The sequence below is a fragment of the Candidatus Protofrankia datiscae genome, assembly GCF_000177615.2.
In the GTDB taxonomy this organism is placed as follows: domain Bacteria; phylum Actinomycetota; class Actinomycetes; order Frankiales; family Frankiaceae; genus Protofrankia; species Protofrankia coriariae.
In genome coordinates this window covers 461,713-483,989 of sequence record NC_015656.1, presented here as the reverse complement: position 1 = coordinate 483,989, position 22,277 = coordinate 461,713, and the positions used below count along the sequence as shown (strand labels likewise).

General features: G+C 69.8%; 15 protein-coding genes, 1 tRNA gene and 1 pseudogene. 9 read left to right on the top strand and 8 right to left on the bottom strand.

What is annotated here, in order from left to right; translation table 11 throughout:
• Positions 1-144 precede the first annotated feature (144 nt).
• From FSYMDG_RS02035 to FSYMDG_RS02020, 4 genes are all read left to right on the top strand, one after another.
• Positions 145-5,289 (top strand): type I polyketide synthase, encoded by a 5,145-nt coding sequence (locus tag FSYMDG_RS02035; protein WP_013871963.1) that lies wholly within the window; start codon positions 145-147, stop codon positions 5,287-5,289.
• Entirely contained in the window at positions 5,286-6,860 is a 1,575-nt protein-coding gene (locus FSYMDG_RS22525; RefSeq protein ID WP_013871962.1) for a hypothetical protein, read from the top strand. The genes FSYMDG_RS02035 and FSYMDG_RS22525 overlap by 4 nt, the downstream gene beginning before the upstream one ends.
• A 71-nt stretch (positions 6,861-6,931) precedes the next feature.
• Positions 6,932-7,201, top strand: a complete 270-nt coding sequence (locus FSYMDG_RS02025; protein WP_013871961.1) for a hypothetical protein — start codon at positions 6,932-6,934, stop codon at positions 7,199-7,201.
• A 510-nt stretch (positions 7,202-7,711) separates the two neighbouring features.
• Positions 7,712-8,956 carry a cytochrome P450 gene (locus FSYMDG_RS02020; RefSeq protein ID WP_013871960.1) on the top strand — a complete coding sequence of 415 codons (1,245 nt, stop codon included), beginning with the start codon at positions 7,712-7,714 and terminating at the stop codon, positions 8,954-8,956.
• 5 nt (positions 8,957-8,961) lie between these two features.
• Here FSYMDG_RS02020 and FSYMDG_RS02015 read toward each other — a convergent pair whose 3' ends face one another.
• On the bottom strand, positions 8,962-10,491 hold the full coding sequence (locus FSYMDG_RS02015) for an NAD(P)/FAD-dependent oxidoreductase (protein WP_013871959.1): 1,530 nt from the start codon (positions 10,489-10,491) through the stop codon (positions 8,962-8,964).
• A gap of 598 nt (positions 10,492-11,089) precedes the next feature.
• Between FSYMDG_RS02015 and FSYMDG_RS02010 the strand changes: the two genes are divergently transcribed.
• Together FSYMDG_RS02010 and rlmB are read left to right on the top strand one after the other, a co-directional pair.
• Positions 11,090-12,379, top strand: a complete 1,290-nt coding sequence (locus FSYMDG_RS02010; protein ID WP_013871958.1) for a cytochrome P450 — start codon at positions 11,090-11,092, stop codon at positions 12,377-12,379.
• Between the two features lie 349 nt (positions 12,380-12,728).
• Positions 12,729-13,958 carry a 23S rRNA (guanosine(2251)-2'-O)-methyltransferase RlmB gene (gene rlmB, locus FSYMDG_RS02005; protein ID WP_013871957.1) on the top strand — a complete coding sequence of 410 codons (1,230 nt, stop codon included), beginning with the start codon at positions 12,729-12,731 and terminating at the stop codon, positions 13,956-13,958.
• A 211-nt stretch (positions 13,959-14,169) separates the two neighbouring features.
• Here the strand turns inward: rlmB and FSYMDG_RS27315 are convergent, their stop codons facing one another.
• Positions 14,170-14,844, bottom strand: a complete 675-nt coding sequence (locus tag FSYMDG_RS27315; RefSeq protein ID WP_013871956.1) for a MarR family winged helix-turn-helix transcriptional regulator — start codon at positions 14,842-14,844, stop codon at positions 14,170-14,172.
• 424 nt (positions 14,845-15,268) lie between these two features.
• On the opposite strand from FSYMDG_RS27315, the gene FSYMDG_RS01995 reads away from it, so the two are divergent.
• The gene (locus tag FSYMDG_RS01995) at positions 15,269-16,063 is read left to right on the top strand and encodes a FadR/GntR family transcriptional regulator (protein WP_013871955.1); all 795 of its coding nucleotides are present in this window, start codon (positions 15,269-15,271) and stop codon (positions 16,061-16,063) included.
• A gap of 255 nt (positions 16,064-16,318) precedes the next feature.
• A tRNA-Thr gene (locus tag FSYMDG_RS01990) sits at positions 16,319-16,391 on the top strand.
• Between the two features lie 47 nt (positions 16,392-16,438).
• Here the strand turns inward: FSYMDG_RS01990 and FSYMDG_RS01985 are convergent.
• From FSYMDG_RS01985 to FSYMDG_RS01975, 3 genes are all read right to left on the bottom strand, one after another.
• Positions 16,439-17,161, bottom strand: a complete 723-nt coding sequence (locus FSYMDG_RS01985; protein ID WP_157490960.1) for a site-specific integrase — start codon at positions 17,159-17,161, stop codon at positions 16,439-16,441.
• A 226-nt stretch (positions 17,162-17,387) separates the two neighbouring features.
• Positions 17,388-17,576: a hypothetical protein gene (locus FSYMDG_RS25610; RefSeq protein WP_157490959.1), complete on the bottom strand. Its 189-nt coding sequence runs from the start codon at positions 17,574-17,576 to the stop codon at positions 17,388-17,390.
• 288 nt (positions 17,577-17,864) lie between these two features.
• Positions 17,865-18,059, bottom strand: coding sequence for a helix-turn-helix domain-containing protein (locus tag FSYMDG_RS01975; RefSeq protein ID WP_013871953.1), 195 nt, complete (start codon positions 18,057-18,059; stop codon positions 17,865-17,867).
• 494 nt (positions 18,060-18,553) lie between these two features.
• Here FSYMDG_RS01975 and FSYMDG_RS01970 point away from each other — a divergent pair, with 494 nt between their 5' ends.
• Positions 18,554-19,756, top strand: coding sequence for a hypothetical protein (locus FSYMDG_RS01970; RefSeq protein ID WP_083828101.1), 1,203 nt, complete (start codon positions 18,554-18,556; stop codon positions 19,754-19,756).
• Between the two features lie 919 nt (positions 19,757-20,675).
• On the opposite strand, the gene FSYMDG_RS01965 is transcribed toward FSYMDG_RS01970, so the two are convergent.
• From FSYMDG_RS01965 to FSYMDG_RS01960, 3 genes and pseudogenes are all read right to left on the bottom strand, one after another.
• Positions 20,676-21,029 (bottom strand): VOC family protein, encoded by a 354-nt coding sequence (locus tag FSYMDG_RS01965; protein WP_013871950.1) that lies wholly within the window; start codon positions 21,027-21,029, stop codon positions 20,676-20,678.
• A 98-nt stretch (positions 21,030-21,127) separates the two neighbouring features.
• Positions 21,128-21,337 (bottom strand): annotated as a pseudogene (locus FSYMDG_RS23795) (IS630 family transposase); the annotation flags it as partial.
• Positions 21,338-21,369: 32 nt separating this feature from the next.
• The gene (locus tag FSYMDG_RS01960) at positions 21,370-22,260 is read right to left on the bottom strand and encodes an IS3 family transposase (RefSeq protein ID WP_237703111.1); all 891 of its coding nucleotides are present in this window, start codon (positions 22,258-22,260) and stop codon (positions 21,370-21,372) included.
• Positions 22,261-22,277 lie beyond the last annotated feature (17 nt).

Genomic DNA, 22,277 nt, shown 5'->3' with positions numbered 1-22,277 from the left:
CGAGGACTGCCGGGCAACGGCGGCCAAATCATGACCAACCATGCCCGACAGGTCTCCCGCGATCGCCGCCCGCGGGCACGCCCGGACCATGCCACAACATCCAGATCGGTACCTTGCACCAATCGACCATCGGGGGGATCGCTCGTGACGGACGTTGCGATAGTCGGGCTTTCGGCTCGTTTTCCGGGCGCGGCCAGCCTAGGCGAATTCTGGCGCCTGATCCAGGAAGCGGATCCACAATTTCACGAGGTGCCGGACAGCCGATGGATTCACCGGACCTTCTACGACCCGCTGAATCCACGAAGCCCGCATCGGGCCTATACCGACCGGGTCGCCTTCGTCGACGACGTCGACCGGTTCGCGGCAGCGCACTATCGGATCCCACCGCGGCGCGCCCGGGCGATGGACCCGCAGCAGCGGCTGCTGGTCCACCTCGCCCGTGAGGCGCTCCAGGACGCGGGCCTGGAACGCCGCCCGTTCGACCGGGCGCGTACCGGCGTCTACGTGGGCATCAGCCAGTCCGACTATCGGGAGCTGGCCGGCGCCCGGGTGCGGGCGAGCCTGCTCGCGAACGGTTCGCTGCACGGCGGCGAAGCCGATCCGGACCTGCTCGCCGCGGTCGAGCGGGCCGCGGACGCGGGCATCGCCCCACTGCAGGCGTACACCCTGACGGGCTGCCTGCTCAACATGGCGGCCGGGACGATCAGCAGCGTGTTCGATCTCGGCGGTCCCGCGTTCGCCATCGACTCCGCCTGCTCGTCCGTGCCGGTGGCGCTGCATGAAGCGGTCCTCGCGCTGCGCACCGGAGTGTGCCGGGTCGCCCTGGTCGGCGGGGTCTTCCTCAACCTGACCCCGGACGCGCTGATCTCCTTCTCCCGGGTGGGGGCGCTCTCGCCGAGCGGGGTGTGCCGCCCCTTCGACGAGCGCGCCGACGGGTTCGTTCTCGGCGAGGGCGGCGGGGTCGCCGTCCTGCGCCCCCTCGCGGACGCGCTGGCCGACGGCGACCGGGTGTACGCGGTGATCCGTGGCATCGGCATCACCAACGACGGCCGCGCCGCCGGCCCGATGACACCGAGCGTCCACGGGCAGCTCGCCGCGCTGCGGGCCGCCTACGCCGACGCCGGGGTGGCCCCGGGCACCGTGACCGTGATCGAGGCCCACGGCACGGGGACCACCGTCGGCGACCGGACCGAGATCGCCGCGCTGCGGGACCTGCGCGCGGGCGACCCCACGGCCGAGCCGTGCGACCTGCTCTCGACCAAGGCCCTCATCGGCCACACCCTGGCGGCGGCCGGGGCGGCGAGCCTGGTGAAGATGGCGCTCGCGCTATATCACGGGGTCGTCCCGCCGCAACCGGAGACCCGGCCCGACCCGGCCCTGCCGCTGGCCGAGGCCGGGCTGCGCGTCCCGACCCGGCCCCGGATGTGGACGGACACCGAGGAGCGGCCCCGCCGGGGCGCGATCAGTTCGTTCGGCTTCGGCGGCACCAACGTGCACGTGATCCTGGACCGGGCGCGGCGCCGGGCGGACGGTCCGGCACGATCGGACACCCCGCCACGGAGGCCATGGCTGCTGTTGCTGTCCGCGAGCTCGGTGGAGTTGCTCGCCAGCCACGCCGAAGCCGTCCGGGACACGGTGGAGGCCGACCCGACGATCACGCCGGCCGCGCTCTCCCACACCCTCGCCACCCGTGAACTGCTCCCGGCCCGGCTGAGCCTGGTCGCGGCCTCCCGCGCCCAGCTGTGCCGGCAGCTCACCGAGGCCGCGGCCCGGCTGCGGGCCGGCCGCCTCGGCGAGCTGCCGGACGGCGGGTACGCCACGTCCGCCCCGCTGCCCGAGGCGGACCGCCGCAGCGCCCTGATGTTCCCCGGGCAGGGGGCCCAGCGGCCGGGCATGCTCGCCGACCTGTACGGACGGTTCGCCGGCTTCGCCGCGCGGGCCGACGCGTCGGACGGCGTCCTGCGCCCGTTGCTCGGCCGTTCGCTGGCCGATCTCGTGTGGGACCCGCACCCGGACGCCGACCAGCGGGCGGCCGAGGCAGCCGAGACGGCCGAGACGGCTCTGACCGCGACCGAGATCTGCCAGCCTGTGCTCGGGGCGCTGGGAATCGCGGTCGGTGAACTGCTGACGCACTGTGGGCTGCGGCCGGACGTCTGCGTCGGCCACAGCGTCGGGGAGCTGCCGGCGGCGGTGACCGCCGGTGCCGTGGACCCGGCCGACGCCCTGCGCTTCCTGGCTGAACGGGGCGCGGCCGTCGCCGGCGCGCAGCCCGCGTGGCACGGCGGCATGCTCGCGGTCCACACCGGTGAGACGACGTTCCACCGGCTCGCCGCCGGCATCGACGGGGTGTGGCTCGGCTGCGTCAACCATCCGTCGCAGCTTGTCGCCAGCGGCCGGCTGGACGCGCTGGAGCGGCTTTGCGAACGCGCCGCCGCCGAGGGCATCACGACCAGACAGCTGCGGGTCTCGCACGCCTTCCACTCCCCACTGGTGGCCGAGGCGGACGCCCGGATGGCGAACACGCTGGCGGCCCTGCCCATCCAGGCCCCGAAAACGATCATTGCCTCCTCGGTCAGCGGGCACCGATGCGACGACCCGCGGGAGCTGCGGGCGCTGTGGGCACGGCACTGCTCGGCTCCGGTGCGCTTCATGGACGCGGTCCGTGACGCGGCCGCGGCGGGCGCACGGATCTTCGTCCAGGCGTTCGGGGGCGACTCGCTACTGTCCATGGCGCACCGGTCGCTGGCCGGATCGGTCCAGGCCAGGTACGTGGCCCTGACCGCGAGCCAGCCCGACGACGGCCGCACGCTGCTCGCCGGCCTCGGCCAGCTGGCCTGCCTGGGCGTCCCGCTCGACATCCTGCCGCTGTTCGGCCCCGGCGAGCGGGAGCTGGTGACCCTGCCTCCCTCACCGTTGGCCACCAGCGCCTATTCGATACGTATCAACGCCGCCGGCTCGCCGGCCGGGCCCGCCAGGCCGTACAGCGAGCCGGCCACCGCCCCGGCCAGGCGCGGCACCGGATCGGTCGCCGTACCCGGGCAGCGCGGCACCGGGCCGGACGCGCCCACAGCGGACGACCAGGCCGTAGGCGACGCAACCGCGAGCACCGGCTCCGCAGGTGCCGGGTCCACCGGCAACGAGCCCGTCCGGATGGCACCGGCCGCCACCCAGAGGCGTGTCGGCGGCGCCGGGAACCTCGTCGCGGCCTACCGGCCCGCCCCCGACGGGGAGCGAGCCGCCGCGCGGCCCCGGCGGGGCGAGGTCCCGCTTTCCGCCTCCCGCGACGCCAACACGATCGCTTACTCTCCGGAGTCACATATGGACAACGTCATCAGGCTCCTCGACAAGCAGCTCGACCTGCTGCGGACCCTGTCCGGTCCGGCGGCCGGAGCACCGCGGACGAGCGTCAGCCTGTCCGAGGCAGCCACACCGCGGCAGCCGGCACCTGACGTGCCAGCGGCAGCGGGCGACACCGGAGCGCTCCCGCAGTCGCTCGTCCCGCCGGGCGGACACGACCCGGCCGCGAGCCTGGTGCCCACCACGGTGGTGGTCGCACCGGCCCGCGGCCGGGACGTACTGCGGGCGCAGGTGATCGAAGCCATCTCCGGGCTGAGCGCCTATCCGGAGAGCCACATCCATGAGGACCACGCCTTCGTGGGGGATCTGGGCTTCGACTCGATCATGATGACCGACCTGGTGAACGCGCTGGGACGCCGCTGGCCGGGCCTGACCGTGCGCACCGAGGACATCGCCGGGATCACCACGGTCGGTGATCTGGTAACCGTGCTGGCCCGACGCGCCGGATCCGCGGGCCTTCTCCCGGAGACGGCCGGCCCGCCGGCCCGGGGCTCGTCCGAAACGGCCGGCTCCGATCAGGCCGGCCTCGGGACCGGCATCGGGGCTGGTATCGGGGCTGGTATCGACGCGCGGCCGCGGAACTCTCACGGCCCCGCAGCCCAACCGCACCCGCGGGGCACGGGAAACGGGCTGCTCGACACCGCCGGCAACGGGGCCGGCCACCACCGGACGGACGGCTCTCGAGCGCACCCGGGCCCCGACAGCGCCGCCACCGACGTCACGTCCTTCCCCGAAGTGGTGGCGCTGCGCGAACGCCATGAGCTCGGCGGCCGGCTCGGCCTGCGCAGCCCGTACTTCCTGCTGCACGAGGGGAACGTCCGTGACCGCACGGTCGTGGCCGGCCGGGAGCTGGTGAGCTTCTCGACCTACAACTACCTGGGCCTGTCCGGACACTCGGAGGTCAACGCGGCGGTCAGCGAGTCGGTGGACCGTTACGGCTCCTCCGTCTCGGCCGCCCGCATCCTCTCCGGCGACCGGCCGCCGCACCGCGAACTGGAGGCGGAGCTCGCCACCCTGATCGGCGTGGAGGACTGCGTCGTCCTGGTCAGCGGGCACGCCACCAACGTCACGACGATCGGCCACCTCGTCGGGCCCGACGACCTGATCGTCCATGACGCGCTGGCCCACGACAGCATCCTGCAGGGGGCCCGGCTGTCCGGAGCGACCCGCCGGCCGTTCCCGCACAACGACGTCGCGGCTCTCGACGGACTGCTCGCGCAGGTACGCCATCGCTTCCGCCGGGTGCTGATCGTCGTCGAAGGCGTCTACAGCATGGACGGTGACATCGCGGACCTGCCCGAACTGATCCAGGTGCGCAACCGCCACGGCGCGCTGCTGATGGTCGACGAGGCACACAGCATCGGCGTGATCGGCGCGGCCGGCGGTGGGGTGGGCGAGCACTTCGATGTGGACCGCGGCGGTGTCGACGTGTGGATGGGCACCCTGTCGAAGTCGCTGGCCAGCTGCGGCGGGTATGTCGCCGGCCGCCGGGCCCTGGTGGGCTACCTGCGGTACACGCTGCCGGGCTTCGTCTACAGCGCCGGCCTGACGCCCCCGAACACGGCCGCGGCGCTGGCCGCGCTGCGGGTCATGCGGGGGGAGCCGGCCCGGCTGGCCCGGCTGCGCGACAACTCGGCCCTGTTCCTGCGCCTGGCCCGCGAGGCCGGCCTGAACACCGGGACGAGTGCCGGGACTCCGATCATCCCGTGCATCGTCGGCGACTCGATACGTAGCGTCCAGCTGGCCAACACGCTGTTCGAGCGCGGAATCAGCGTCAATCCGATCATGTATCCGGCGGTCGAGGAGCGCCTGTCCCGGCTGCGTTTCTTCATCACCAGCGAGCACACCCCCGAACAGATCGCGTGGACCGTCGAGACGCTGGCGGGCGAGCTGAACACCGCCGTGTCGTCCCAGCTGGTGGACGCCGGATGAGTGCCGTCCGCCGCGCCGGGCCAACGCTGGCGGACGCCCCGGCGGTCACGACGTCGCCCGTCCCGCGCACGACAGCCACCACCGCGCCGGCCGAGCCGTCTGGAACGGCCGAGCCGGCGGGGACGGCGGGGAGCGTCGTGAGGCGTGCTGTCATCGGCGGCCTTTTCCGCGGCGGACGGATCATCAGCGCCACCACGCTCGTCCTCGTCGTGGCCGTCACCACCTTCCTGGTCTGCGGGATGTCGGCGATCGGGCTCTTCACCCTCGCCACCGGCCCCGCCTTCTTCCCCGACGTCCTGCTCGATGCCCTGATCGGCGTTCTGCTCGGCCTCCTGATCATCCGTTTTGTCCCTGTCTCGACGCTCGCACGACCGTCCGGTGACCGGGGCCGACCGGTGTCCTGGCCACCGGAGGCCAGCCACAACCGCGGCGGCATCCGCGACCACACGGCCACGGAGCACGACGTGGACGGCGCTTCCCACGCCACCCGTCCCGCTCCCCAGCAGGTGCTTCCCGATCTGGCCGGCACGGGCCAGGCCAGCGTGGCCGACGCCATTTTCGATCATGGCAGTCGGTTCACCGACCAGCTGCGCGCCCTGGAACCGCTGTTCCACCGCGCTCCCAACGCCCACAACTGCCAGCCGTGGGCGCTGCGCTACCCGTCCGGCGCCATGGACACGGTCGAAGTGGGCTGGGACGGCCGGTACGAACTCGGCCCCAGCGACCCCGTCCGCCGTGACCTGCGCCTGTTGCTCGGCGCGTTCGTCGAGTCCTGCCTGGTCGTCTGCGGCGCCGAAGGAGTGGCGGCCCGCTTCGTCGCCGACCACGACGCGGCCGGCCGCCGCGTCGGCAGACTGGTGGCCGCGCCCGAACCAGCGCTCACCCCGTTCACCGTGGCGGACGTCGTCGCGCGGCGCACCTGGCGCGGACGCTGGGCCGACGAGCCGCTGCCGCCGGAGGTCACCGACGAACTCGTCGCGCTCACCGCCGCCGCCGGTGGACGGCTGGTCACGCTGGACTCCGCCGTCCTGTACCCACTGCTGCTGGAAGCCAGCCGCTGGTTCGTCGCGAACCGGGACATCCTGGCCGAGCTGCGGCAGTGGTCACGGCTGAGCAGCCGGCACCCCGACTATCAACGCGACGGCCTCAGCGACGTCGCGCTGGCCCTCACCCGGGTCGAGGTGTGGGGGCTGCGGACGGCGCTGCGCCGCAGGCACCCGCAACCGCGCCGTCACGGCCTGCGCAACGCGTTGGCCCAGGGGCAGGCCAGACCGTTCCGGGGCGGCGGCCCGGTGCTGGTGCTGCTGGTCCCGGCAGGCACTGACGCAGCCGGTGAGGTGGAGTTCGGACGGCTCGTCCAACGCCTGTGGCTGACGCTGACCCGCCAGGGGCTGGCCGCGCACCCGCAGTCCCACCTCATCGACTGCCCGACCACGCTCGGGTCGGTCCTGGCACTCACCTCGGCCGTGGCCGAACGGCCGCTGTGGATCGCGCGGGTCGGTCGGCCCGACCCGGAACGGCTCCGGCGCGTCCCGCTCTCGGCCCGTCGCGTCCGGACCTTCGGAAGGTAGCGTCCGGACGGCCGCGATCGTGCCCATCCGGGCACGGCGTGCCCTTGCTGGCTGGTCACGATCGCAGGACCATGTGCGTTGTGCTGCTCTTCGACGAAATTATCGCGATCTCCGACCCGGTCGAGCGCGCAGCGGTCGCTCACGATCTACTCTGGAACGATCATCCTCAGCGGGTGCGTCTGCGTACCGTTCATGGCCTGGCGATCCAGGAGGCGATCGGCCGGGGTCTGGCCGTCGAGGAGATAGCGGACCGGCTGCGAGTCCGGGTACCCGACCTGACCTGGATGAGCGAGCAGGCAACCTTCGGCCCGAGGGAGCGCACGGCCCCCGGCCCGGGCTGACGCTCCCCGGCTCCCGTCGTCTCGTCCTCCCGGGCGCACCGGCATCGCGTGGTCGTGCGCCCGGGCTGTCACGCGTCTGCCGCACGTCTGCCGCACGGCGTTCCGGCCTCGCCGGCGGCCGGTTTCGCCGGGCCCCGCCCGCGCGGCAGGCCCGTCCACGGTTGCCGGCCAGCATTCGTCCGGCTGTTCTTCACGCATTTTTTCCAATTTCCGGTCACGTCGTTTCCGCTGGCTATCGACGCTTCGTTGACGGCTCGCCTACATGCCGAATCACCGGTTCGTGCGGTTCCCGCCGGCATCGGTTCAGCACCGATTCATCGGAGAGTAATACCGTCCCGGCATTCTTCTATCCGGCGGCATCACCCGGCCCGCGCGAGGGCACGGGCGACACCCCCCGGCCCGCGCAAAGGCACAGGTGAATCGCGAAAGGCGTGGTGTGGACGGCCCCGGCGAGCCGGCGGCTGTCATGCCCGGCCACTGGGACGACCACGACAAGGAGGGGACCCGGTCATGAGTTCCGCCTCGGCATCGGACGCTCCCGCCGCACCGCTGGCGTTCGGCGCCTTCGATCCGGCTCGCCGGGCCGACCCCTATCCGAGCTATCGCGCCCTGCGCGCGGCGGATCCCTTCTACCGCGTCCCCCTGGGAGATGGCCAGGCCACCGTGCTGACGCGCTACCCCGACTGCGTGACCGCCCTGTCGGAAGCGGCCTGGGGACGCGGCGAGTCGGGGACCAACGCGTGGCGTCGCGCCGACGCGCTGGACGGCGGGCTGCGATCCTTCCTGCGGATGAACCCGCCCAGCCACACCCGGCTGCGCGGGCTGGTCAGCAAGGCGTTCACTCCCCGGGTGGTCGCCGCCTTCCAGCCACGGGTCACCTCCCTGGTCGACACGTTGATCGACGCAGCGCTCGCGCGGGGAGGCGAGATCGACCTGATCGACACGCTGGCCCGCCCGCTCCCGCTGCGCGTCATCTGTGACCTGCTGGGCGTGCCGGCGCGGGACGAGCAGACCTTCCGGGGCTGGGCCAACGACCTCACCCGCGGGATCGACCCGGACTACCTGCTCACCCCCGACGAGCTGGCCCGGCGCCGGACGTCCTCCCGCGAGTTCGACGCCTACTTCACCGAGCTGATCGCGCGGCGCCGAGCCCGCCCGGCCGGTGACCTGCTCAGCGAACTCGTGGCGGTGCAGGACCAGGGCGACGTGCTCAGCGAGAGTGAACTGCTGGAACTGTGCGCCCTGCTGCTGGTCGCCGGCTACGAGACAACGGTCAACCTGATCGGCAACGCCGTCCTGGCGCTGCTGCGCAACCCCGACCAGCTCGCCCTGCTACGTGCGGATCTCGACCTCATACCCTCCGCCATCGACGAGACGTTGCGCTACGACCCGCCCATCCAGCTCGTCGGCCGGCTCGCCCTGCGGGACACCGAGATCGCCGGGCACGCGTTCCGCCAGGGCGAGATCATCGTCATCCTGAGCGCGGCGGCCCAGCGGGACCCGGACGTCTTCACGGATCCGGACCGTTTCGACATCACCCGCTACGCCGGCGCCGCTCCCGCGCACCGGCACCTCGGTTTCGGGCTGGGCATCCACTACTGCCTCGGCGCGCCGCTCGCCCGGCTGGAGGCACGGATCGCCCTGCGGGCACTCATCCAGCGTGCCCCGGGGCTCACCCTGGCCGCGGACCCGCCACCCTACCGGCCGCACCTGACCGTACGCAGCCTCGCGGCCCTGCCCGTCCGGCTGTCCTGAGCCGGTCAGGCAGAACCGGCCTGGTCTGACGACCGGCCGGCTGCGCTCGCGGCCGTGAGCGTGGGCGCCGGTGTGGTCGGGTGCGACCAGCCGAAGCGGAGGACGCCGGCGGCCACGGCCGGGCGCAGCAGCGCTGTCGGGGCGTCCACCAGGTTCAGCGTGTTCATCAGGGCGCGCGCCACCGTGGCGTTCTGATGCGCGGCGACCTGCACCCGTTCCGCGTACGGGCCCACCAGCCGGTCACGCAGGCCGCGCCGCCCCTGGACGCCGGGATAGCACAGATCGGCTCCGTTGGCCATGTCCCACGCAACGTCCACGAGGCGGCCGGCCTGCCGGTAGAAACGGGCCGGCAGATCCGGGCCGGCGGCCCGCAGGCAGTCCCGCAGCGCCCACGCCTGCTGGGCCGCCACGGTCATTCCCTGGGCGTAGAGCGGGTTGAAGCTGCATATCGCGTCACCGATGACGAGGAATCCGGTGGGCGGATTCTTCACCCGCTCGTAGTATCGCCGCAGCGAACTGGCGAAACGGTGGGGCACCGGGTCGCCCAACGCCTCGGTCGACGTGACCAGGTCGTAGATGTCGGGTACGGGCAGGGTTCGGGCGAACGCCTCGAATCCCTCGGGATCCGTCGGCGGATGGTCACCGAGCATTCCGGCGAGCGTGACGTGCCAGCGGCCGCCCTCCAGCGCGACGGCACCGCCGCCACGGAATCCGGGCATGGTCGAGACTATGACCGAACGCTGACCGTCGAGATGCTCGGGACGGTGCCGGTAGAAACGCGACGCGTATCCGAGATCCACGTCGGTCCGCCGCTCGGGCGGGGCGGGCAGTTCCAAGGCGGCCAGCCAGTCCGGGCCGCGGGAGGCCCGGCCGGTCGCGTCCACCACCAGGTCCGCGTGGACAACTCCGATACCGACACCGCGGGATTGCCGGGCGACATGCACCCCGATGATCCGGTCGGGCGCCTCCGGCGCGGCGACCAGCCCGGTCGCGGACGTCCGCTGGACGAACTCCACGCCGGGGATCGCCCGCAGCCTCGCCCGCAGGACGTCCTCCAGCAGCCCCCTGCTGGCAAGCACCGAGGTCAGCCCGGTCGGGGTCGAGCGAACCCGCAGCCCCCGCAGGTACCAGCGGGAACCCACCAGCGTCTCGATCGTGGACGCGCCCCGCTGGGTGAGCTCCGTGGTCAGCCCGGGGAACAGCTCCTCCATGATCTGGCGTCCGCGGTCGAGCAGCCCGTGCAGGTGCCGGCCCTGGGGCACGCCACGGCGGGAGTCGCCGTGGGGACCGCCGTCGAGGAACACGTCCCGTTCCAGCACCGTGACCCGCTCGAAGGTCTCCGAGAGCACCCGGGCGGCCAGCAGCCCGGCCATGCCGGCGCCGAGGACGACCGCGTGGCCACGGCCGTCTTCGGCCGCCCGCGGATGTGACGGCCGGCCGGGCCATGGTTCCAGGGAATCCCCGTCAACTGGGGGAACCACGGGGTCGGGGTGTGATTCCCTGGCTGGCGTCGGGAGCACCGCGCCGTTGTCCATCACGCCTCCCGTGGCTGCCAGACGCTCGCCGTCACGTATTCCCGGACGGTGTGGCCCGGCTGTACCGAAAACTTTCCCAAGGCTCGTCCGCGCACCATGGACAAGCCGCCGCCAACCAGCTGACCCGGCGATTCCGAGCGCCTTGCCACCAATATCCTGGAGGCAGCGCCGCTCTGACGTCAACCAGGCCGGCGATGACTGACAAAAATGGTTGCCGGCCTCCGCCAGCCGCTGTCAGAGAAGCACAGTAACCGCAGTTCGCAGGCTTGACAACACCTCACCAAGCAGCCCTTGGGACGGCCACACCGATATTTTGTACGCCCCCGGCCACCATCAGTGAATCCAATTGTTCCATTCGACGTCCCAATAGCTGGAGCAACAGAATCACGGCCACCTCAGGGGCGTCTTGTTCTCGCCCCGAAATGTAAACTCGCCGTTTACCGAACCGCCGGCCGGACGTGCTGGAATACCGTCCCACCGGGCGGTCCGGTGTGCTCGGCGCATGCGTTACCGGCGCCGGGCACATCCGCCGGTGCGGCCCCCGTGGCCGAAGACAACCAGTGACGGCGGCACCGAAGAATCGCGAGAGGGAGCCGACATGGACGTGGCGACAACCCAGGCGGCAACGGCCCAGGGGGGCCGGGGAAGCCAGGCGACGACGCCCGTCAGCCCCGTCACGCCATCCCTGCTGGACGAGCTGTTCGACCCTGCGAACCGGGCCGACCCGTACTCCCGGTACGACCACCTGCGTGACGCCGCCCCCCTGCACATGTCGGACTTCGGGCTGCACGTGGCGACCCGTTACGTCGACTGCGTCAAGATCCTGCAGAGCGCGGACTGGGGGCACGACAAGGAGGCGGAGCAACTGCACCCGACCATCCCGGCGTCGGCCTTCCCGGACACCTTCCTGTGGATGGAGCCGCCCGACCACACCCGGCTACGCGGCCTGGTCACCAAGGGCTTCACCGCACGCCGGGTGGCCGGCCTGCGGCCACGTATCGAGGAACTCGTCGACGAACTGATCGACGCCGCGCTCGACGCCGGCGAGTTCGACTTCATCGAGACGGTCGCCTACCCGCTGCCACTCACCATGATCTGCGAGATCCTGGGCGTGCCCACCGAGGACCACCCGCTGGTGCAGAAGTGGTCGCAGGCGCTTTCCCGCGCGTTCGACCCGGACCTCCACATGACCCCCGAAGCGCTCGCCGCCCGTAACGCGGCGCTGCCGGAGTTCGCCGGCTACTTCCGCCAACTCGTCGACGAACGGCGCCGGCACCCCGGGGACGACCTGATCAGCTCCCTGGCCGCGGTGGAGGACCATGGCGACCGGCTCACCGCGGACGAACTGCTCGGCACCTGCATCACCCTCATCATCGCCGGCCACGAGACGACCGTGAACCTGGTCGGCAACGGCGCCCTCGCCCTGCTGCGCCACCCCGACCAGCTCGACCTGCTGCGCCAGCGGCCGGAGCTGATCCCCCGGGCCGTCGACGAGCTGCTCCGCTACGACTCGCCCATCCACATGAACACCCGGGCCGCCAAGCGGGAGCTGGTGGTCGGTGGCCGGACCTTCGCCCCCGGCGAGGGCGTGGTCGCCCTGATCGCCTGCGCGAACCGCGACCCGGCCGCCTACGACGAGCCGGACCGGCTCGACGTCACCCGCTTCCACGGCGACCGGCCGGTCTCCCGTCACCTGTCCTTCAGCCTCGGCCACCACTACTGCCTGGGCGCGCCGCTCGCCCTACTGGAGATGGAGATCTTCCTGGCCGCGTGGGTGGACCGCGTCGGTACCGCCGAGATCCTCACCGACAGGCCGACGTACAAGCCGAACATCCTCATCCGCGGCCTGGCGGACCTCCCGGTGCGTTTCCGGGCCCCGGAACGCTGAAACCGGCGGCCCCGGGGAATCGAGAGAAATCAAAGGGCCGAAAGGACGGACGGAAGAATGGAAGGAAGGCGAGGCAGAACGGCGGAGCGCCGGAACGCACCGGCCGAGGCAGGGCCCGGCACGGCGGAGCAGGCCCGGCCTCGGCCGGCGAGATGACCCGGGACGGCCATGGTGGCCGGTGGTGGTTACGCCGCCCGGCCCGGCGGAGTTCCGCCTCCAGGTAAGCGCGGCGGGACGGGTACGGTGGGTTGCGCCGCCGGGGCGCCCCGGCGTCCGTATACCGTATGACGATGTTCTCCGATGCCTGGTTCTCCGATGCCTGCGGCCCCCGCGCTGGTGGAGCCCTCTGATGGCCGGCCAGTCCAGGCGCGGCGGCAGTGGTGTGGCCCGCGGCGGCCAGGGCGGCCGCGCGGCCAAATCCGGCTCGCACCGTAAGGGTGCGTCGCTCGGTAGCGGGGGTCAGCGGCGAAAGGCCCTCGAGGGACGAGGCGCAACCCCGCCGGCGGAGATGCGTCCCGGTCACCCGGCCCAGCGCCGGGCCGCCGCCGCCGCGGCCGCGGCCGCGGCCGGCGAGGAGCGTCGACCCGGAGCGGCGCATACTGCCGACAAGAGCACCCGCCGTGACGATCGGAGTCGTGACGACCGAGGCCGTGACAACCGGCCGCGCGGCGCCGGGGCCGGGGCCCGTGACGACCGGGCCGGTGACGCCGGGGCCCGCGGCGGCCCCCGTGCGCCACGGCAGGGCCGCCCGGCTGGATCCGCCTGGGCCGGCACGGCCCGCGCCGGGCGCTTCGCCAGCCGGGCGGACCGCGGCGAGCCCGAGGAGCTGGTGGTCGGCCGTAACGCGGTGGTCGAGGCGCTGCGGGCGGGTGTCCCCGCCTCCGTCCTCTACGTGGCCGCCGGGACCGAGTACGACGAACGCCTTGACGAGGCCCGCCGGCTGGCCCCGCGCGCCGGGGTGGCCGTCGCGGACGTCGCGCGCGGCGACCTGGACCGGCTATGCGGTTCCGCGCCGCACCAGGGGCTGGCGCTGTCGGTGCCACCGTTCCGGTACGCCCATCCTGACGATCTGCTCGCCCGCGCCCAGGAAGCGCCGCCCGGGCTGCTGGTGGCTCTGGACGGCGTGACCGACCCGCGTAACCTCGGCGCGGTCGTCCGGTCGGCGGCGGCGTTCGGCGCACACGGGGTCGTGGTGCCCGAACGGCGGGCGGCCGGCGTCACGGCGGCGGCCTGGAAGACGTCGGCCGGTGCCGCGGCCCGGCTGCCGGTGGCGCGGGCGACGAACCTGGTGCGCGCGCTGACCGGCTGGGCGCAGGCCGGCCTGTTCGTGGTGGGGCTCGCCGCGGACGGCGAGGTCAGCCTGGACGAGCTGGAGATGGCCTCCGACCCGCTCGTGCTGGTCGTCGGTTCGGAGGGCCGCGGCCTGTCGCGGCTGGTCGGGGAACGCTGCGATCTGACCGTGCGGATCCCGATGGCCGGGGATGTCGAGTCGCTCAACGCCGGTGTCGCCGCGGGCGTGGCGCTGGCCGAGATCGCCCGCCGCCGCCGGCTGGACGCGGCGGAGACGCACCCACGCTGACTCCCCCGGCGACAGCCCGCAAGCCGCAGGCAACACTCCGCAGGCAACACTGTTGGATCTCTGGCGGCTGGTGAGCCTCTGACAGTGCTGTGATCGTTGTGATTCTGATGCTGTTCCAGCAGCACCAGAATCACAACGATCATGCTGGCCGGGCTCAACCGGGCTCGGACCCGGCCGGCGCTGAAGTGGGCCGGCAGTGGTGGTCACCGCGCTACTGGCCGGCTGCCTGCGACCAGTGCGCCGCCGCGGCGGGCGTGGACGGCACGCCGGGTGTGGGCAGCACGGTCGGCGTGGGCGCTGCGGCTGGCGTGGGCGACGCGGCCGGCACAGGTGATGCGGTTGGTATGGGTGACGTGGCCGGCGTGGGCGGCACGGCTGGCGTGAGCGGGGCAGCTGGTGTCGCCGGTGCCGCTGATGTCGCCGGTGTGGAGCGTCCGGTCTCGTCGTCGAGGATGGCGACGGTCCGTTCGAGCAGGGAGCGGAACTCCTCCGACTCGGCGGGCGTGAAGACCGCGGTGAGACGCTGTTCGACCGCGAGGGCGACGGTGTCCGCCCGGTGCAGCAGCGTCCGGCCAGACGGGGTCAGCCGGCACTGGAAGACCTTCGCGTGGACGTCCGACTGCTCACGCACGACCAGCCCCTTCGCCTCGAGCGTGAGCAGCAGACTCGCCATCGACTGGGGCGTGACCATACATCGGCGGGCGAGCTGGGCGCCGGAAAGCCCCGGCGAGTCGGCAAGCGTGAGCAGCACCGTGTACTGCGGGACGGACAGGCCGACATCACGCAGCGCCCGGGTCTTCTCCCGGATGAGCGCCTGCTCGGCCCGCTTGATCGAGTGCCCGAGGCGGGATACGGCGACAGCGGACGATGGTTCGTCCCACTCCATTTCGTGGCCTCTCCTCTCGCATACCGCGTCTCGCATACCGTCGGTACCCCCGGGCGGATACGCCGACCACCACCGGATGGATACACCGACCAGCGGGCCCGGATATCCCGGGCCTGTCACGTCAGCGGCATGGAAATGGCGGCGCCAGCACTCTAATACTCCCTGCCCGTCCCCAACCGACGGCGGCACATAAACCGTCATCCGTGGTGACAGCGTAGATACGATGATGTGCCAGGTAGTTGTGACGGCGCGCTGGCCGGTCGGATCGCCAACCTACCGGAAACCCAAAACAATGGCTAGCGGACACCGGTGTGGGTGGATTCACACGGCGTGTGCGGCCTCACAAGAATCCGGCCGCGCCGGATCATGACGCTCTTCCGCGGTTAGCATGGCTTCTCACGCTTCAGCGAGGAGGCGGGCGAAAATGACTGTCAGGACGACGATGGCTGTCAATATGTTCGGGCCGGAACGCGGGCCGAGGTTCAGCAAGTTCTCCGAACTGGTCGCCGACGACCTCCGGGGCAGGATGGCGCGCGGCGAGGTCAGGCCTGGCGAGCATCTTCCGCCGGAGAGCGAGCTGATGGACGTATACGGTGTCGCGAGGCCGACAATGCGCGAGGCGCTGCGCATCCTCGAGTCCGAGTCCCTGATCGTTCTTCGGCGCGGCTCCCACCTGGGACCACTTGTTCAGGAGCCGGACACCCGGGTGCTCGCCCGGCAGACCGGCCTGCGGCTGCAGATGCAGGGCACCTCCGTCCGGGACCTGCTCGAGGCGCGGGCGGTGATAGAACCGGGAGCGGTGGCGCTGGCCGCGGCCCGCCGGAGCGGATCGGACCTGCGGGGCATGCGCGACTGCCTGCTGGCCGCGAGCCGGTCACGCGGCATTCTCGATTTCTCCCGGCCGTCCGCCGAATTCCGTATCCTGGTCGTGCGGTCATCCCACAACAGAACCCTCATTCTGATGGCGGAACTTGTGTCGGCCCTTCTCCGAAAGGAGCACGAAGCCGCCCTGCGGAACATTCCCGAGGCGGCCGGGCAGCAGTTCATCCGGCGGTCGCTCGCCCGCTACGAACGCCTGACCGACCTGATAGAAAACCAGGACGTACGAGGCGCCGTCGAATTCTGGCAGGACAACGGAACAACCGACACGGAACTCGAGACGGAACTCGAGACGGACAACGCCGCCCAACCGGGCCCGATGCTCGCGGTCTACTCCTGACCAAGCGGCTCGGGACGCGATTCCGGCGCGGCAGCCCCCATCCCTCACAACCGGGGACGCGTGGTCACCCACAGGCCGGGCGCATCCCCGGCCGGCACCTTGTCAACCCCCGGCAGCGTCAACCCTCGGCAGCGGCGCCGGTACGGCCGACAGCAGGTGGCAGAACGGTGACGCGACCGGCGTCCCAACGATCACTCGGCCCCGAGGCGCGTGATCATCCCCCGATGCCCTACGCTAGGGAGCGTCCTCGGACCGGCCGGCGTGGCGCAACTGGCAGCGCACTCGACTTGTAATCGAGCGGTTAGGGGTTCGAATCCCCTCGCCGGCTCCCTCCTGACCTGGGCTTTCGTCGTTGGCCTGGCCCCGAAGTGATCGTCATGTACCCAGTGGTGTACCCAGGCCATCTCCGCCGTCCGCTTCGCCCTCGCCCGGTTCGTCGGTGGCCTCTGCAGCCTCCTTGCTTTGATCATCTCCCATGACGAGGCCATCGAGACGCGCCACGGCGTCTTCCTGCGCCTCAGGTAGGACGTGGGCATACGTGTTCATGGTGAGGTTGATCGTGGAATGACCGAGCAATTCCATGATCACACGCATAGGGACGCCTTCGGCGACGAGGAGTGTCGCGAACGCGTGTCTAAGATCGTGAGGCCGCACCCACGGGAGCCCGGCCGCCGTGCGGATCGCGGTGAACCGTCGGTTGACGTTGCGTGGGTCCAGGGGTGTGCCGATCGCCGAGGCGAAGACAAGGTCATGATCGATCCAGTCCGGGCCGGCGGTGGCCATGGCGCCTTCCTGGGACCGGCGATGCTCCTTGAGAATCTCGACGAGAGAGCCCGACAGTGGCAGCGTCCGATGCGACCGAACGGTCTTGGCCGGCGTGAACATCAGCTTTCCGTTCGCGCGTTGCAACGTGCGTCGGACGTGCAGCGCCCCTGCGTCAAAGTCGATGTCGGCCCACCTCAGGCCGAGGATCTCCCCTCGCCACAGCCCCAACATCAGACCACATATGAAGATCGGTCCGTACGGGTCGTCGTGCATCGCCCGGCTGAGCGCCCGGACGTCATCGACGTGGAGGGTACGGACCCGCCGCAGTGGCACCGACGGTCCCTTGATCGCCTTCGCGACGTTGCGAGGCACCAGGTCGAGCCGGTGAGCGTCCGCGAGCGCGTTACGCAGCACCCCATGGATGAACTGGAGGCTTGCCGGTCGCCAGGTGGCGTGCTTGCCGTTGGGTCCGGTCCTCTGGGCGCGGAAGGGTCTGCCGGGGAGTGCGCCTACCAGAGGAACGGGAAAGAAATGGGGGAAGGGAGAAGAACCGCGCGGGTCAGCGCATGGCCGGGATGCGCGGCAGATCGCCGATTCCCGCTGGCAGCAGCGCCGACGTTCCAGGGATCGTCCGGAAAATCAGGGTGATATCGGCATCGCCGAAGGCTTCGGTGAACACGGTGTCCACCGGCACAGCACCGAGCGCCGAGCTCACGTCGACCGGGTCGGCACCCGGCCGGACGGTCACCGCGTAGTCACCGGAGTGGGACCGCTGAACGGTCACGAACGGCGGTTGGCTGGACGGGGTGCGCCACGGGCCATGGTCAGGCGGAATGATGGACACAGGTCTGCGCTCCTTGGACGAGAAGAGGTGCGGATCTAGGTCCCGGTGTGGTGTTCCAGCACCCACCGGGACCGCCTATTGGATCTTTCAGGATCGGGTCGTTGCGAAGCCTCCCGGGTGGACCACGAGCCAGCGCGTTGGTCCGGGTGGATTGCCGAACATCTGCGACCCGTCGCCCCTGCCTGACCGCGATCACGCCGCCGCCTCCCTGTCGGAGAGCCCACGGAGCCGATCGACGTAGGCAACGAGCGCCGCCCGCGGTATCCGCCGCGCCCGCCCGATCCGGACAGATTCGATCTGTTCGGCGTTGAGGAGCTCATAGACCGTTGTGCGGCTCACGCCCAGCAGATCAGCGGCTTCGGTCGGAGTGAGAAGGAGCTTGTTCACAGTTCCTCCGATGGTCAAGTCGCGGCGCCTGCCCGCTGCCGCGTTGATCACGTTCGAATCGGACCCCGTCGACCGTATGAGGTCACCGTCCGAGAAGCTTGCCGATAAACCGCGACGTTTCGTGACGTTCACGGAAGCGGCAAGATTTCCTCTGACCGTCGAGACGGGGAATGGTCGGGCAGGAGGACCCGCATGCTGTCGGCCAGGGTCTGTCCGAACAGCGATGATCAACCAGTGGCTCGCTTATGGCCGGGACTGACGCGGCGTAAACCCATCCCGTTCGCCGCCAGCGGCCAGCACTCGCCCAAGGAGCACAAAAGTCCGATTAGAGCGCTGACGAGGGATATCCCGTGAAACCGCCGTCACGCCGCGGCGCAAGACGGGCTAATGCCTCCATGGTGATTAACTCTGGCTAGGATCGCGTTGGTCACCGTCGGTGACCCCTTCGCTCGCGGTCGGCGTTTCCGTGCTGCGGAGGTGGATTCTCCCACAACGTGGAGGTCTCGGTGCTCGCACAATGGGCGAACACAAGAAAAAGTTCTTTCAGACAATGCGGTGAAGAGCGGGGGCGAGGAAGGCGGTTCCAGCCCTGGGCAATCCCGGTCATAGCGACCGGACTGTTCATAGCGGCCACGCCGACCCAGGCAACAGCCACTCCCCTCGATTCGCGGAACTCCTACGTCACCAACTTTGGCTCGGACAACGTGTCGGTGATCGACACTGACAGCAACACCGTCGTCGCCACCATCCCCGTCGGCAACGGGCCTGGCGGTGTGGCGATCACTAAGGGTTTCGATTCCCGTGCCTACGTCACCAACCAATTCTCGGATAACGTGTCGGTGATCGACACTGACAGCAACACCGTCGTTGACACCATCCCCGTCGGCGACGTACCTTTTGGTGTGGCGATCACTGAAGGTTTCGATTCCCGTGCCTACGTCGGCAACTTTGGCTCGGATAACGTGTCGGTGATCGACACTGACAGCAACACCGTCGTTGACACCATCCCCGTCGGCAACGGGCCTGTCGGTGTGGCGATCACTAAGGGTTTCCATCCCCGCGCCTACGTCACCAACCAATACTCGGATAACGTGTCGGTGATCGACACTGACAGCAACACCGTCGTTGACACCATCCCCGTCGGCAACGGGCCTGGCGGTGTGGCGATCACTAAGGGTTTCGATTCCCGTGCCTACGTCACCAACCAATTCTCGGATAACGTGTCGGTGATCGACACTGACAGCAACACCGTCGTTGACACCATCCCCGTCGGCGACGTACCTTTTGGTGTGGCGATCACTGAAGGTTTCGATTCCCGTGCCTACGTCGGCAACTTTGGCTCGGATAACGTGTCGGTGATCGACACTGACAGCAACACCGTCGTTGACACCATCCCCGTCGGCAACGGGCCTGTCGGTGTGGCGATCACTAAGGGTTTCCATCCCCGTGCCTACGTCACCAACCGCGACTCGGATAACGTGTCGGTGATCGACACTGACAGCAACACCGTCGTTGACACCATCCCCGTCGGCGACGGGCCTAATGGCGTGGCGATCACTAGGGGTTTGTTCGATTCCCGTGCCTACGTCGGCAACGGCTCCTCGGATAACGTGTCGGTGATCGACACTGACAGCAACACCGTCGTTGACACCATCCCCGTCGGCGACGGGCCCTTTGGTGTTGCGATCGGGAAGTAACACGCAGCGTTCGGTCGGTTTTTGAAAGCAACCGCTGACAGCAACGTGAGCGGATGCAGCCGACGGCGAACGACGGAGGTCCGCCGACCTGAGACCGGGCAAAGGTCGGCGGACCTCTACAAACATTACAAGCGTGACTTTAGTCCGAACTTACGGAGGGCGATCATGGATGTAGCATCCTGACCAGGGAAAACGGCTCAGGGAGCGCAAATTTAGTGTCCACCAACGGTCTGCTACGCTACGTCGAGATCAGCCCGTTCGTAGTCACGCCCCGTCGAAGTCGAGGGCTGTAGACACGAGCTTTCGGGCCGTCCCCGTAAAACCGCAGATCACAGCCCCTTTCCGCAACCAAGATCACGCAAGTTCGGTTCAGTCCACGGGTTTGGTCCCCGATCGCCAGGACATGCCAGGCCGCATCGGAAGGCCGCGTCGCTTCCGCTCCTCGGCGCGCCAGGCGCGCCCGCGGTGCGGGTCGGCTTGCCGCCGGACACGACGGTTCAAGCGACCAGTCGCACTGTTGTACCCAGTGGTGTACCCGAGCCGGCGGACGTCCGTGGAAAGACACGAACGCTGGTGGATGCGCACCGCAGGTCAGCGGACGTCCACAGACATCAGTGGACGAGCTGCCTTGCTCTTGTAATCGAGCGGTTAGGGGTTCGAATCCCCTCGCCGGCTCCCTCCTGACCAGGACATCTGTGGTTGCTTCGGTCGCGGAGTGATCTGGGCTCGGCTGGTCACGGCCGGATCGACCATCTCGTCTTGCCGGGGTCGCTCGTCACGGGAGGGCCGAAGGCTGTGGGGCGAGGTGGCGGAACGCCGTACGAGACCACGGCCGCGTCGTCGGTTGGTTGACCCGCTCCCACGCCGGCCGGTGACCGGCCAGCGTGGGAGCGGACCGAATACACGGATCGAATGTGCGTCAGCGCGGAAGCGGCTTGTAGAAGACCAGGCCGTTGCCCTTGTTGTCGTACACCACGGCGCGGCGCTCGTGAGCGTCGTCGTAGGGGCCTTTCACGATGCCACCGCCGTTCTCCTCGATCGCTCTGGCCGCGCCGTCGACGTCGTCGGTCTTGATGCCCACGACGACCTGGCCGTGGATGGGGTGATCGATCGCTGTGGCCAGGGCAAGGGTCACCGAACCGCCGTCGAGGGCCGCGAAGTGGGCGCCGTCGCGGAACTTCAGCGGGAAGCCGAGGGTCTCGGTGTAGAACTTGATCGACTCCTCAAGATCGTCCGTCGACAGGACGATCATCCGTACTTGCCGGTCGCTCACGGGTACCTCCTGTGACTGGATCGGTTCCGGACCCGCACCCGGGACAGCGCCGAATCGGTGGGGTTCGCGGGTTCCGCGACTGTGGGTGCATCAACAACCTAGTGTCCTGAGTCGTTGATTCGCTGGCAGTAGGCGGCGAGGGTCTCGAGGATCTCGTCGGCGGTCTTGGCCCAGACGAACGGCTTCGGGTCCTTGTTCCAGGCGTTGATCCATCGGCGGATGTCGGCTTCGAGTTCGACGACCGAGCGGTGCGTCGATCGGCGCAGCTTGCGGGTGGTCAGCTCCGCGAACCAGCGCTCGACCAGGTTTGGAGGGTTCCCACTTTCGTGGACAGTCCTAACTATGCAGCACGAAGTGTTTGTCCGTCAAATTCTTCCTCGAACTCGACAGGCGTGAGATAGCCGATCGAGGAGTGCAACCGCTGCCGGTTGTAGTAGATCTCGACATATTCGAAGATCCCCGCCCGGACGCGGTCTATGGTATCGAACGGGTGGAGGTGGACGAACTCCTTCTTGAGGGTGGCCCAGAAGGACTCCGCCGCGGCGTTGTCGAAACAGATCCCGGTACGGCCGACGGAGTTTCGGACGTTGTTGTCGCGACAGAAGGCGACGAACTCACGGCTGGTGTACTGACCGCCTCGGTCGGCGTGGAATATGACGCCGCCGGGTGGCCGCCGGCGGGTGACGGCCATACGAAGCGCGTCGAGAACGAGTTCGGTGCGCATGTGATCGGCGACCGCCCAGCCGACGATCTTCCGAGAGAACGCGTCGATGACGGAGGCCATGTACACCCAGCCATCCCAGGTGCGAATATATGTTATGTCGCCGTACCACAACTGGTTCGGTGCGGACGCGGCGAAGTCTTGGCCGACAAGATCAGGCAGCGATGAGGAGTCCGCGGCCTGCACCGTCGTCACCGGCCGGCGGGGACGCGGATGCACGCTGACCAGGCCCATCGTCGCCATCAGCCGCTGGACCCGCTTGTAGGCGACGGCGACGCCCTGGCGGCGGATCTCGTGGAAGATCCGCCGCACGCCGTACCGCCCCTCGTGACGGTCGAAAACAGCTCTGATCATGGTCGACAAGGTGGCGTCGTCCTTCTCCCTCCGAGACGGGCCGCGTTTCTTCCACGCATAGTAGCCCTGTCGGGACAGGTCGAGTTTCTTGCACATGTAGTCGACGGGAAAGGTGTTCGCGCCGTCGGCGGACACAGGCTTCTTCGGAGCGTGTATCGAGATGAACTCGAACT